12 protein-coding genes are annotated in these 12982 nt (G+C 65.6%); 3 read left to right on the top strand and 9 right to left on the bottom strand.

All coding sequences use genetic code 11. The annotated features are described in order from the left end of the window. Nucleotides 1-1620, bottom strand: a 1620-nt coding sequence (gene infB / locus FBR05_06250; GenBank protein MDL1871788.1) for a translation initiation factor IF-2, incomplete at its 3' end; no start/stop codon positions are given. 11 nt (nucleotides 1621-1631) lie between these two features. Here infB and FBR05_06245 point away from each other — a divergent pair. Next, a complete protein-coding gene (locus FBR05_06245) occupies nucleotides 1632-1886 on the top strand; it encodes a hypothetical protein (GenBank protein ID MDL1871787.1) in 255 nt (84 codons plus the stop codon). 106 nt (nucleotides 1887-1992) lie between these two features. Here FBR05_06245 and nusA read toward each other — a convergent pair whose 3' ends face one another. The 4 genes from nusA to FBR05_06225 all read right to left on the bottom strand — a co-directional run bounded on the left by nusA (nucleotide 1993) and on the right by FBR05_06225 (nucleotide 6574). After that, complete coding sequence (gene nusA / locus FBR05_06240) at nucleotides 1993-3429, bottom strand: transcription termination/antitermination protein NusA (GenBank protein ID MDL1871786.1); 1437 nt, start codon at nucleotides 3427-3429, stop codon at nucleotides 1993-1995. An 84-nt stretch (nucleotides 3430-3513) separates the two neighbouring features. Continuing rightward, nucleotides 3514-4029 (bottom strand): ribosome maturation factor RimP, encoded by a 516-nt coding sequence (locus tag FBR05_06235; protein ID MDL1871785.1) that lies wholly within the window; start codon nucleotides 4027-4029, stop codon nucleotides 3514-3516. A 230-nt stretch (nucleotides 4030-4259) separates the two neighbouring features. After that, on the bottom strand, nucleotides 4260-4940 hold the full coding sequence (gene rsmI, locus FBR05_06230; protein MDL1871784.1) for a 16S rRNA (cytidine(1402)-2'-O)-methyltransferase: 681 nt from the start codon (nucleotides 4938-4940) through the stop codon (nucleotides 4260-4262). Further along, on the bottom strand, nucleotides 4937-6574 hold the full coding sequence (locus FBR05_06225) for an NAD+ synthase (protein ID MDL1871783.1): 1638 nt from the start codon (nucleotides 6572-6574) through the stop codon (nucleotides 4937-4939). The genes rsmI and FBR05_06225 overlap by 4 nt, the downstream gene beginning before the upstream one ends. Between FBR05_06225 and FBR05_06220 the strand changes: the two genes are divergently transcribed. Continuing rightward, a complete protein-coding gene (locus FBR05_06220) occupies nucleotides 6575-7675 on the top strand; it encodes a 6-phosphofructokinase (GenBank protein MDL1871782.1) in 1101 nt (366 codons plus the stop codon). Nucleotides 7676-7681: 6 nt separating this feature from the next. Here FBR05_06220 and FBR05_06215 read toward each other — a convergent pair whose 3' ends face one another. From FBR05_06215 to FBR05_06200, 4 genes are all read right to left on the bottom strand, one after another. Further along, nucleotides 7682-8605, bottom strand: a complete 924-nt coding sequence (locus FBR05_06215; protein ID MDL1871781.1) for a hypothetical protein — start codon at nucleotides 8603-8605, stop codon at nucleotides 7682-7684. Then, nucleotides 8605-9858 carry a hypothetical protein gene (locus FBR05_06210; protein MDL1871780.1) on the bottom strand — a complete coding sequence of 418 codons (1254 nt, stop codon included), beginning with the start codon at nucleotides 9856-9858 and terminating at the stop codon, nucleotides 8605-8607. Before FBR05_06210 ends, FBR05_06215 begins: the two co-directional genes overlap by 1 nt. A 90-nt stretch (nucleotides 9859-9948) precedes the next feature. Continuing rightward, nucleotides 9949-10935, bottom strand: a complete 987-nt coding sequence (locus FBR05_06205) for a J domain-containing protein (GenBank protein MDL1871779.1) — start codon at nucleotides 10933-10935, stop codon at nucleotides 9949-9951. 22 nt (nucleotides 10936-10957) lie between these two features. Next, nucleotides 10958-12220, bottom strand: a complete 1263-nt coding sequence (locus FBR05_06200; GenBank protein MDL1871778.1) for a hypothetical protein — start codon at nucleotides 12218-12220, stop codon at nucleotides 10958-10960. Nucleotides 12221-12273: 53 nt separating this feature from the next. Here FBR05_06200 and mtgA point away from each other — a divergent pair, with 53 nt between their 5' ends. After that, nucleotides 12274-12981, top strand: coding sequence for a monofunctional biosynthetic peptidoglycan transglycosylase (gene mtgA, locus FBR05_06195; protein MDL1871777.1), 708 nt, complete (start codon nucleotides 12274-12276; stop codon nucleotides 12979-12981). The last annotated feature ends 1 nt before the right edge of the window (nucleotide 12982 follow it).

Genomic DNA, 12982 nt, shown 5'->3' with positions numbered 1-12982 from the left:
CTCGAGGGAGGCCTGCAGCGCCGCGCTGGAGCCCTGCACGTCGGCCTTGAGGATCAGCGAGAGCTCTTTGGCCTCGCCGCTCTTCAGCTTGGTGAAGAGGTCCTCGAGGCTCATCTTGCTGGGGGCGGTGATCTTCTGCTCGCGGGCCTTCATCTGGCGGTGCTCGGCAACCTGCTTGGCGCTCTTCTCGTCGGCCAAGGCCTGGATCACGTCGCTGGCCTGGGGCACGCCGTCGAGCCCCAAGACCTCGACGGGGACGCCGGGGCCGGCCTCGGTCACGTTTTCGCCGCGGTCGTTGGTCATGGCCCGAACCTTGCCGAAGTGCTGGCCGGCGACGACGACGTCGCCCGCGTGCAGGGTGCCTTCTTGGATGAGGGAGGGGACGACGGGCCCCCGCGCCTTCGCGAGGCGGGCCTCGATGATGACCCCCTTGGCGAGCTTGGCGGGGTTGGCCTTCAGCTCGAGCATCTCGGTCTGCAGGAAGATGGATTCCAGCAGTTCTTCGATGCCCTGCTTGGTCTTGGCGGAGACGTGGACGAAGAGGATGTCGCCGCCCCAGTCCTCGGCCAGTAGACCGTGCTCGGAGAGCTGGCGCTTGACGTTGTCGGGCTTGGCCTCGGGCTTGTCGATCTTGTTGACCGCGACGATAATCGGGACCTCGGCCGCCTTGGCGTGGTGGATGGCCTCGAGGGTCTGCGGCATCACGCCGTCGTCGGCGGCGACCACCAGGACGACGATGTCGGTGACCGAGGCGCCGCGGGCGCGCATTGAGGTGAAGGCCTCGTGGCCGGGGGTGTCGAGGAAGGTGAGCTCCCTGCCCTGCCCCAGGCGGACGCGGTAGGCGCCGATATGCTGGGTGATGCCGCCGTGTTCGCCGCTGGCGACCTGAGTCGAGCGGATGGCGTCGAGCAGCGAGGTCTTGCCGTGGTCGACGTGGCCCATGACGGTGACGACCGGCGCGCGGGTGACCATGGCTTCGGGCTTGTCTTCCTCGGTCTTGAGGACGTTCTCTTCCTCGAAGCTCGTTTTGCGGACTTCCCACTGATAATCTTGCGCGAGCAGCGTGGCGGTGTCGAAGTCGAGGGCCTGATTGAGCGTGGCCATCGTCCCCATCCCCATGAGCTTCTTGATCAGCTCGCCGCCCTTGACGCCCAGCTGCTGAGCCAGGTCGGAGACGGAAATGGTCTCGCCCATCTTGACGACGCGCTTGATCGCCTTCGGCAGGGTCGACTCGGTCTTCTTGCCGGGGACCCGCGACTTGGTGCGGCGCCGCTTGGCGGAGCGCACCGGCTGGAAGACGCGGTCGGCGGTGTTGTGGGTCGAGATGCGCGCGATCTGGGAAAGCGTGCTGACGCGTCCGATGCCGTCGATGCCCAACTCGTCTTCCTCGAGCTTGGTCTTCTTGCCGCCCTTCTTGTTGACGCGCAGTTTTTTGCTCTCTTCGTCTTCGGGTCCCTCGGCGGGGGTCGCGGGCGCGACGCCGGCGGCGGGTCCGAAAGACGGACCCTCGGCCTTCCGCTTCATGTGCGGCAGCTGGATGATGGTGCCGACGGGAGGCCCTTCGGGCAGCGCTCGGGGGCCGACCACCTTGGGCTCGTCCTCCTTGGCGCGGATCACCATCTCGGCGGGTTTTGCCGACGCGGGCTTCTTGGCCTCGGGAGCGGCGGGTTCGGGGGCCTTGGCCTTCGGCGCCGGCTTCGCGGCGACGGTCGCCTCGGGGGCCTTGGCCTTCGCCTCGACCGCGGGGGGCTCGGCGCTCGCGGGCGCCGGAGCGGCGGCCTCGGGAGCGGCGGGCGCCGCGGGGGCTTCGGCTACGGGCGCCTCGGGCGCCGCCTCGGCGGGCGGCGGAGCCTCGGGCTCGGTGGCCTTGGCGCGACGGCGGATGACGCCGGGCTTGATGCGTTTTTCGACGACGCCTTGTTTGTTTTCCATAGTGAAGATCCTAATACAAATTAACTTGGCTTAACACGGCCCGAAGGCCGCGTTGAAAAATCAATTCGCCTCCGTAGAGCTCTCCGGGACCTCGGGCTCGGCCGGTTTTTCGGCGGCCGCGGCGGCCTCCTGGGCGGCCTGGGCCTCGGCGGCGGCGCGGGCTTCGGCCTGGGCCTTCAGCTCGGCCTCGACGCGGCGGCGCTCTTCCTCGGCCTTGCGCGCCTCCTCGCGGAGGAAGATCTCGCTGGGGCGCTCTTCCACCGGCATGGCCATGGTGTCGACCGCGCGCTGGTGGATCTCTTTGAGGCGGTCCTGGTTGATGCCGGGCAGCGTGAGGAACTCTTCGAGCGGCGTGTCGGCGATCTCTTTGGTGGTGCGGAAGGCATGGCTGTAAAAGATGCTCGACATGCTGTCCTCGATGCCCAAGTCGACGACCAGCGCGGTCTTGGCCCGCTTGGTCATCTCGTCGTGCTTGGTCTCGCTGTAGATGTCGATGTTCCAGCCGGTCAACTGGGCGGCCAGGCGGACGTTCTGGCCGCGCCGGCCGATCGCCAGCGAGAGCTGGTCGTCGGGGACGATAATCTCCATCGAATGGTCCTTCTCGTGGATGATGACCTTGGCGACCTCGGCCGGGGCGATGGCATTGCAGACGAAGCGGGCGGGGTCTTCGTCCCAGGTGACGATGTCGATCTTCTCGCCGCGCAGCTCTTGGACCACCGATTGGACGCGGCTGCCCTTCATGCCGACGCAGGCGCCGACCGGATCGACGTCGCTGTCCTTGGAGTAAACGGCGACCTTGGCGCGGCTTCCGACCTCGCGGGCGACGTTCTTGATCTCGACGATGCCCTCGTTGATCTCGGGAACCTCCATCGCGAAGAGCGAGCGGATCAGCGCCGGGCTGCGCCGCGACAGGATCAGCTGCGGGCCCTTCAAGCCCTTGCGCAGCTCGAGGAAATAGGCCTGGATGCGCTCGCCGGTCTTGTAGGTCTCGGAGGGGACCTGCTCGGAGACCGGGATGATCGCCTCGGTGCGGCCCAGGTCGACGACCATGGTGCCCTTTTCGAAGCGGCGCACGATGCCGGTGATCAGCTCGCCGACGCGGTCTTTGTATTCGTTGTAGATGATGTCGCTTTCGGCCTCGCGGATCTTCTGGATGATGACCTGCTTGGCGGTCTGCGCGGCGATGCGGCCGAACTGATAGGAATCGAGCTTTTCACCCAGCTCGTCGCCGACCTGCGCCTCGGGGTCGAGCTTGACGGCCTCGTCCAGGGTGATCTGCAGGGCGGGATTCTCGATGGTTTCGGCGACGGTGCGGAATTGGAACAGCTCGACCTCGCCCAACTCTTCGTTGTACTGCGCCTCGAGGACGGCGTCGTGGCCGTACTTTTTGCGGGCCGCGGAGACCATGGCGGTCTCGATGGCGTCGACCAAAATCTCCTTGGGAATGCCCTTGTCGCGCTTGACCTGGTCGAGCACCGCGTTCAGGTTGATGAACATCGACTTGACGTTTTCTTTCGCGGTTTTTCGCTTACGCGGGGTACGGGGTGGCATGCACGCTTCTCCTTAACTGAAAAATCACGCCTATTTTTTTCTTTTTCCGGAGGCGGCGCCCTCCGCCCGCCTCGCTTCGGAGGCGAAGTAATCCAAATTCGCTTTCTTGATCCGGACCAGCTCGATCCGGAACGCCTGCTTGTCGATCTCGACCTCGATCGCCGCCGCGGCGCCCTCGCCTTCGGCCTTCAGCAGCGGCCCCTTGAAGTGGCGGCGGCCCTCGATCGGCTCCTCGGTCGTCACCTGGACGATGTTCCCGAGCTGGGCCGAGAAGTGCTCCAGTTTGTTTAAGGGGCGATCCAAGCCCGGCGAGGAGATCTCGAGATGATAGCTCCCCTGCAGCTCGGCCTCGACCTCTAGGATCGGCCCCAGCGCCTGGCTGAAGCTTTGGCAGTCGTCGATCGTCACGCCGCCCGGCTTGTCGATGTAAAGCCGCCACACCTTATCGCGGTGCTCGACGCCGCTTTCGACTCGGAGCAACTCGTAGCCCATGCTCTGGGCCAAGGGCTCCGCCAATCTCCACACGCTGTTTTGTTCGCGATCCATGAAATACCGGGCCTTTTGCAGCCGTCCGCCCGTCCCCGGGGGAAATTTAAGCAAAAAAAAAGCGGGAGAGGAAAAATCCTAGCCCACTCGACGAAGATAGCCAACCACCGGGGCCGCGGCAAAAAAACCGCCGCAAAAGCGCCCTGCCCTTAACACGGCCCTCAGAAACCTGGCAAGTGCTATTTAACTAGTAGGAATTTATAAAGAATCCGGCCTAACCGAACCTCGGTTCAGGCCCCGCCGGCACCGGCGAGCAGGACCACGAATTCCCCCTTCCAGGAGCGCAGCGGCAGGGTCTTCGGGTCGGAAACCAGGGGCCCCCGGTAAAACTCCTCGAATTTCTTCGTCATCTCGCGGGCCAGCACCGCCGGGCGCGGACCGAAAATTTCAAAGGCCTCGGCGAGGAACTTTTGGATGCGATGCGGAGACTCGTAAAAGATCAGGGTCGAGGGAAATTCCTTCAAGGCCTCGAAGCGCCGGCGCCGCGCGGCGCTCTTGGGTGGAAGAAAGCCGACGAAATAAAAGGCGTCGGTCGGCAGGCCGCTCGCAACCAGGGCGTTGACGGCCGCGCAGGGCCCGGGGACGGCCTCGACCTCGAAACCGGCCGCGAGCACCGCGCCCACCAAGCGATAGCCGGGGTCGGAGATCAGGGGCGTGCCCGCGTCGCTGATCAGGGCCACCGATCGGCCCTCGTTCAGCCTTTCGACCAATCCGGCGGCGCGTCGGGCCTCGTTGTGCTCGTGCAGGCTGAGCAAGGGCTTTTGGATCTCGTAGGCCTGAAGCAGCTTCAGGCTGTGGCGCGTGTCCTCGCAGGCGATCAGGTCGACCGCCTTCAGGGTCTCGAGGGCGCGCAAGGTGATATCCTTGAGATTTCCGATGGGTGTGGCAACAAGGTAAAGTTTTCCCTTCACAGCTTCACCCGGTAGCGGCTGGAGATGGGCATGCGCCAGCCGTAGCCGAAGGCCTTGCCGGTCACGCGGATCCCGGGCGCCGCTTGCTGGCGCTTGTACTCGTTGGCGTCGAGGCGGCGCAGGACCTCGGCCACCGTCTTTTTCGAAAAACCGTCGGCGACGATGGCCTCGGGGCTCATCCGCCGCTCGATGTAGCGCTCGAGGATGCCGTCGAGGATCTCGTAGGGCGGGAGGTCGTCCTGGTCCTTCTGCCCCGGGGCCAGCTCGGCGGAGGGCGGCTTGGTGAAGGTGGCGCGGGGGATGGCCGGCTGGATGCGGTTGGCGAGTCGCGCCAGCCGGTAGACGAGCATCTTCGGCACGTCGGAGATCACCGCGAAGCCCCCCGCCATGTCGCCGTAGAGGGTGCAGTAGCCGACCGAGAGCTCGGACTTGTTGCCCGTGCTGAGCAGGAGCCTCCCCTCCCGGTTGCTGAGCGCCATCAGGATGTTGCCGCGGATGCGGGCCTGGATATTTTGCAGGGCCGTGTCGACCTTGGCGCGCCCGTCGAATTTCAGGGTGCCTTTGAATTGCTCGTAGAGCGGCGCGATCGGGTAGACGCGGTATTCGATCTTGAGCGCCTTCGCCAGGGACCTCGCGTCGCTTAAGCTCCCCCGGCTGGAGAACTCCGAGGGCAGGCTGACGCCGAGGACGTTCTTCGCGCCCAGAGCCCGCACCGCGATCCAGGCGGTGAGCGCGCTGTCGATGCCGCCGGAGAGGCCGATCACCGCCTTCTGGAAGCCGCACTTCCGCATGTAATCGCGCAGGCCCAAGACGAGCGCGTCCAGGACCAGGGCCTCTTCGGAGTGCTTGGGAAGCGGAATCGGCTTAAGCCGCGCCAGGTCGACGACCTGGAGGTCCTCCGCGAAGGCCTTGAGCTGCTTCAGCACCTTGCCCTCGGCGCTCAAGACCAGGGATTGGCCGTCGAAGACCAGGTCGTCGTTGCCGCCGACCAGGTTCACGTAGACCAGGGGCACGCGGTAGCGCAGGGCCTGGCGCTGCAGGAGGTCGCGCCGCAATTTTTCCTTTCCGCGCGAATAGGGAGAGGCGGAGATATTGATGAGCAGCTCGGCCCCGGCGCGGGCCTGCTCGAGGACCGGATCGACCGGGTATTGGGAACGCCCCCAATAGGCGCGGTCGTTCCAGATGTCCTCGCAGATGCTGACGCCCAGGCGCCTGTCGCCGAAACCGAAGACGGGAGACTCGTGCCCGGGCTCGAAATAGCGCCCCTCGTCGAAGACGTCGTAGGTCGGGAGCAGGATCTTGTGCTTCACCGCCAGGATCTTGCGGTCCGCGATCAGGGCGGCGGCGTTGGCCAAGGGCTTGCCCTGCGGTGCGTCGCGACGGTCGACGAAGCCCACCAGGCAGGCCGGGCCCCGGGCCTTCTGGGTCAGGTCTTTCAAGGCGCGCAGGTTGGCCTCGATGAAATCGGGCCGCTCCAGCAGGTCTTTGGGGGGGTAGCCCGTCAGGGTCATTTCGGGAAAGACCGCAAGCTCGGCGCCCTTGGCCCCGGCCGCCCGCAGGGCCTCGAGGACCCGGCGTAAGTTTCCTTCGAAATCTCCGATAGTCGTGTTAATCTGGGCTAGGGCGATCTTCATATGCGGAAAAACCTTAGCGGAGCCGCTCGGAAAACCAAACAAAAAAAGGCCCGGGTCCGGGCCATCGGGGTCATCACCGGCGGCGGCGACTGCCCCGGCCTCAATGCCGCGATCCGCGCCGTGGTCAAGCGGGCCGAGGGCGACGGCGTCCAGGTCTTCGGCATCTACGAGGGCTTCAAGGGCCTCTACGAGGACCAAATCCGCCCGCTCAAGCCCATCGACGTTGCGGGCATCATCTCGCGCGGGGGCACCATCCTCGGCACCTCGCGCTACAATCCCCTCAAGGAAGACGGCGGCATCGGACGGATCAAAAAAAACCTGCAACGGCATCGCATCGACGCGATCGTCAACATCGGCGGCGAGGGCACGATGCGTTTTTCCCACGAGCTGCATAAGCTGGGCGTCAAGGTGATCGGGGTCCCGAAGACCATCGACAACGACGTCTGGGGGACGGACTTCACCTTCGGCTTCGACACCGCGGTGAACATCGCCATGGAGGCCATCGACCGCCTGCACACCAACGCCGAGTCGCACAACCGGATCATGATCGTCGAGGTGATGGGCCGGCACGCGGGCTGGATCGCGACCTACTCCGGCATCGCCGGCGGCGCGGACGCCATCCTCATCCCCGAGCAGCCCTTCCGAATGAGCCGCCTGATGGAAATCCTCGAACGGCGCCAAAAGATCGGCAAGCGCTTCAGCATCATCGTGGTCAGCGAGGACGCGAAGATCCTGCTGGATATCGAGCAAAATCCGCCGGCCCTGCTCCACACCCCCGTGCACCGCGACGAGTACGGGACCTTGAAGCTGGGCGGCATCGCCGGCCTGCTGGAGGGAGAGCTGCGCCGGTCGCTCTCCGCGGAGATCCGCTCCACGGTCTTAGGCTACATTCAGCGCGGCGGCAGCCCCACGGCCTATGACCGCGTCCTGGCCACCCGGCTCGGCGTGGCGGCGGTGGAATTGCTGCTGCAAGGAAAGAGCGGCCGCATGGTCGCCCTGCAGGGGCACGACATCGCCTCCGTTCCGCTGAACCAAGTCGCCAAGAAGCTGAAGACCGTGGACCCCGAGACCTACCGGATCGGCGAGGTCTTTTTCGATTAGACCGGGCTAGGAACCGCGCCTGGCCAAGACCTCGGCGCGTCCGGGAATGAAACTCAGGCAGGCGTCGAGGTCGCGAAAACGTTCTTGCCATTCCGCCGCGTCGCGCTGGGCCAAGACGTCTTGGATCCTCGCCGCCAGCGCCTCTTCTTCCTCCCCCGCCCTCGCCTCCAAACCCAAGGCTTGCAGCAAGGCCTCGTGAAATTTCGGCTCCAGCCCCGCCACGGCGAGGCGGGCCCCGTCGCGGGTCCGGTAGATCCGGTAACGCGCCAGGCTCCCCGTCAGCAAAGGTATGAGCCCCGTGGCGCTCTCGTGGGCGAGGTAGCTCCAAAGATGCTCCAGACCCTCGACCACCGAAATTTGCAGGTGCTGCGGCGCGGAGTCCTGCAGGCGGCGGATCCAGGCGACGAGGATCTGGAAGGCCGCGTAAAAACCCCCGACCACGTCGGCGATCTGCAAGGTGGGGATCTCGCGGGAGGCGTCGTCGTAGAGCAGGCTGTAGAAGCCGGAGTCGACGAGGAAATTAAGGTCGTGTCCGCCGAGGCGGTGTTTGGGGTGATCGGGCGGGTAGCCGATCAGGCTGGCATAGACGATGTCGGGCCGTAGGCGCGCCGCCTCGGCAAAACCGAGCTGCAACTTGTCCATGGCGCCCGGCCGGAAGCCCTCCAGCAGGATGGGCGAGCGCCGGATCAAGGCCCGCGCCTGCTCCAAATCCTCGGCCCGCTTGAGATCCAGCGGGTGCATCTCCTTCCCCTCGCGCAAGGCGTGGAACGGCGTGTAGTCGCCCAGCAGAGCGTCGCCCTTGGGCGGTACGACGCAGTGGACCTCGGCGCCCATCTTTTGCAAGAGGCGCGTGGCGAAGGGCCCCGGCAGGAGCCGGGAAAAATCGATGACGGAAACTCCGGAGAAAATTTTCGGCAGCATGCCCGGCATTATAAGGCCCGGACCGCCTCGGCGGATACCGATTTCGCCGCTTCCAGATAGGCGGTCTCGCGGCCGTGCTCGAAGCGCCAGGGAAAGACCTGCTTCACCTGGATGAGAAATGAGCCCTTGGGGATCTTGTGATAGGGAAGATCGAAGCCGACCAAGCTCTGTCCGGTCTCGCCCTCCGGCGGCGCGCCTTGCTTGGCGTTGTCGATCACGCGGAGCGCGGGCTTGATGCCCAGCGCCTCCAGCTTTCCGTCGTTTTGGATGCCCACCACCAGCGAGCCGGCGGGGCCGGTCAAAGACCACCAAGTCGCCGCCCCCTGCCCCAAACCTTGTTCCGCGGCATCGGGGACGCCGTTCAGGGTCGCAGTTCCGCCCTGGCTGGCGTAGAGGACGCTGCCGTAAATCGCGGAGGAGAAGTCGTAACCGCTCAGCCCCTGGGTCTTGTCCTCGAGAAACTTCGGTCCGTCGATGGGGTTTTGGATGCGCGTCGGGACCTCGACCCAATTGGGGTAGAAGAGAAAATCGGTGACCGACTTCGGAATCAGGTTGATCGGCCCCAGCTTCTTGGTGGCGACCACGCGGCGAATGACGCGGATCGGCCCCACGCGCGTGCCGACCACCCGCGCCTCGACGTCGCCCTCTTCGATCTTGAAGTCGAAGAAGTTCTTGATCGCGAGGTTGAAGCGCACCTTGAAACGGTCGAGGACGTCGGCCTGGGCCTTCCCGTTGCGCAAGATCAGGACGTCCTGCACCAAGGCCTGCCGCGTGCTGAAGCCGATGTCGTAGAAGGCGGTGCTGACGCGGTCTTGGCCGGCTTGGTAGCTCACGTAGGACTTGGTCGATTTCGGACCGGGATTTTCCTCGGCGACGGCGTAGGCGAATTTCCCCGAGGCGGCGATCTCCATCCGCGCCGCGGCGGCGGGCAGCGCCGAGCCCTGCAGCGCGAGGCCCGCGTCGTCTAAGTGGAAGAGCAGGACGTCCTGCGGGTCGAGGACCGTGACCGTCTTGGCGGGGCCGTCCATCAGCCACTGCCCCTTCGCGTCCTTTTCGTCGATCTGAAAGGGGATCGGCTTGGCCGCGCCTCCGTCCGGGGAGGCGTAGACGCGGATCGCCGCGACCGGCTGCCCGAGGAGGGCCGGGAGGTCCTTTCCGGAGACCTCCACGACGGAGGCCGCCGCAGCGGTTTGCAGAAAAAATAAAGTGCCTAGGGAGACGGCTAGGAAGGAAAACAGCGCAGTGAGGGACTTAGGGTTCATTCGGGATTCCAAGGCTTTCTCTTCCTCCCTTCGAATCCAGAAAATCCAATCTTTTCGGCGTTTACCACGCGAGTCGCGCGGTAGCCACCTTTAAAATAATTTCTCCCTCGGGTGGTACGGATTTCTTTTCGAGAATTCTTCGATCAAGTTGCGGCTTTCCTTGTCGAGGTGGGGCGGGAGCTGGATCTGAACGACCACGTATTGGTCGCCATGCCCCGAGCCGTCCCGGTGGGGGACGCCCTTCCCTTTCAAGCGCAATTTCTGCCCGCTTTGCGTGCCGGCGGGCACCTTCATCTTGAGCTTGGTGCCCTCGACGGTCGGTACCTCGATCGCGGCGCCGTTGACGGCCTCTTCGAGGGTGATCGGCACCTGCAAATAAATGTCGTCGTCCTGCCGAGTGAAATAAGGATGCGGCCTCACCTTGATCTCGATGTAGAGATCGCCCGAGGGGCCGTGGTTAGGCGAGGGCTCGCCCTTCCCCGCCAGGCGTATCTTGGAGCCGGTCTTGACCCCCGCGGGGATCTTGACGTTGATTTTTTCGGTCTTGCCGCCCGCGTCGAGGCCGATCTTGGTGGTGGCGCCGCGCACGGCGTCGAGGAAGTCGATCTCCATGGCGTAGGTGCGGTCGGCGCCGCGGATCGGCCCGGCCTTCCCTCCCTTGCCGCCGAAGCCCTTCGGCCGGCCCTTGACGCCGCCCATCCCGAAGAGGTCGCCGAAGATGTCGCCCAGGTCGTTGAACTCGTAGTGGACCTGCTCGCCGTCCGGCCCGGTGAAGGTCGAATAGTCGAAGCCGCCGCCGGGACGCCCGCGGTAGGTGTAGGAATCTCCGCCCGGCCGAAAACCGCCGCCGCCCGCGCCGCCGAACTTGCGCATCAGGTCGTACTCCTCGCGCTTCTTCTTGTCGCTGAGCACGTCGTAGGCGGCGGAGATGTCCTTGAACTTGTCCTCGGCGGCCTGGGCGCCCTTGTTGACGTCGGGGTGGTACTGCTTGGCGAGCTTGCGGTAAGCCTTCTTGATCTCGGCCTCGCCGGCGTCGGGGGAGACGCCGAGGATCTGGTAATAGTCTTTCTCTGCCATAGGGCAACCTTACATATAATGATTAAGTTCGCCGACGCAAGTTGGCGACAAAAAATCCGTCGCCCGGGTCCCCGCCCGGTAGCCACTCGCGAATCGCCGTGAGCTCGGCCTCGGGATGCGCGGCGGCAAAGGCGCGGACCAGCGCCTCGCCCTCCTCCGGCTCCAGCGAGCAGACCGCATAGACCAGGCGCCCGCCGGGCTTCAGCCGGGGCCACCACTCCTCGAGGATCGCGCGCTGCCCCGCCGCGAGCCGGTCGAGGTCCTTGGGCTTAAGACGCCAGCGGATCTCCGGCTTTCGGCCCAAGGTGCCCATCCCCGAGCAGGGCGCGTCGACGAGGATCCAGTCGAAGGCAAGGTTACGGCGGGCGGCGGCCGAGGCGAGGACGCGGGGCGTCTTCAGGCCGAGGCGGCGGAGATTCTCGCGCAGCTCGGCGAGCCGTCCGGACGCCGGTTCGTGGACCCACAGCTCCAAGTCGGGACAGGCCTCCAGGATCGCGGCAGACTTGCCGCCGTGGCCCGCGCAGGCGTCGAGGCCGGTTTCGCCCGGCGCGGCCGCCACCGCCTCCGCCACCCGGTAGGAGTGAGGGTCCTGGATCGAAATCACCCCCTCCTTCATCAAGGGCATCAGGGCATCGCGGTCGAGGGTGCGGACCGTCCACAGCGGGGTCCCCGAGACGCGCGCGGCCTCCAGGCCGGCTTCCCGAAGCCTGCCGGCGACCGTCTCGGGATCGGTTTTTTGCAGATTCGCCCGTAGCCCGACCGGAGGGATGCCGTTGAAATAGGATAGCAACGCGGCCAAGATCGCCTCCGGATAGCGGCACCGCCAACGTTCGAGCATCCATTCGGGAAAGGCCCCGGCGGGATCGCGCCGGCCCTCAAGATGTTTCTGGCGATCGGCGATCACCTTCCGCAGGACCGCGTTGACCATCCGAGCGGGCGGCGCGCCGAAGAGCCTCTTGGCCAGCTCGACGCTCTCGTGGACCACCGCGTGGTCCGGCACCTTGTCGAGGCAAAGCGCCTGGTAGGCCGCCAGGCGCAGGAGGTGCCGAAGCCCGGAGGGCGTCTTGGCCGCGGAGACGTATTCGGAGACGACCCGGTCGAGGAAGCCCTTCTCGCGCAGCACCCCGTAGACCAGCTGGGTGCAAAGGCCGCGATCGGCCGAGCCCAGACGGTGCCGCTCGAGGAGGGCGTCGAGGCGCTCGGAGGCGAAGCCCCGGCCGCCGAGCACCTCGCGGAGGATCTGCAGGGCCAGGGCGCGGGCGTCGGGGGCGGGTTTTCGTGTCATCGAGCGGAGTCCTTGTCAGAAATCTGAGAGACGAATATGAGTAAATCGCCGCCATGACAAAGTCCAAGAAAACCCTCGGTCCCTGGAAAGGCCTCGCGCTGGCCCTCGCGGCCCTGCTGGGCGTCGAGGCCTTCGTCCTGGCCTCGGGGATGGCGGAAAACGCCTGGCTGGCCCGGCGAAACCCTTCCGGCACGGCCTTCACCCGTCGCCACGCCTGGGAGAACGGACAGCAGGTCGTCTTGCAATGGCGGCCCTTGGGCGAGATCTCCGACCACTTGAAGCGCGCGATCCTGGTCTCGGAGGACGACGCCTTCTTCGAGCACGAGGGCGTGGACTTCAAGGAGCTGAAGTCGAGCTGGGAGCTCAACCAAAAAAAGCGGAAGACACTGCGCGGCGGCTCGACGATCAGCATGCAGCTGGTCAAGAATCTCTATTTCTCGAAGGCGAAGAACTTCCTGCGCAAGGCCAACGAGATCCTCCTCACCCTCGACCTCGAGCGGCGCCTGGGCAAGGACCGCATCCTCGAGCTCTACCTGAACGTCGTCGAGTTCGGCCCGGGGGTCTACGGGGCCGAGAACGCCGCGCGCTATTATTTCCAAAAGGGCGCCGACCGGCTTTCGGCCGCGGAGGCCGCCTACCTCGCGGCGATCCTGCCGAACCCGGCCTACCTCACCACGCGCAACACGCGCCGAGCCCAGCGGAGAAAGAACATCATTTTGCGAAGGATGTCGGGCCGGCCCCTGCCGCCCGAGGTACGTTGAG

The sequence above is a fragment of the Deltaproteobacteria bacterium PRO3 genome (assembly GCA_030263375.1).
Classification (GTDB): Bacteria; UBA10199; UBA10199; order DSSB01; family DSSB01; genus DSSB01.
This window is presented reverse-complemented; position numbering and strand designations above follow the sequence as displayed.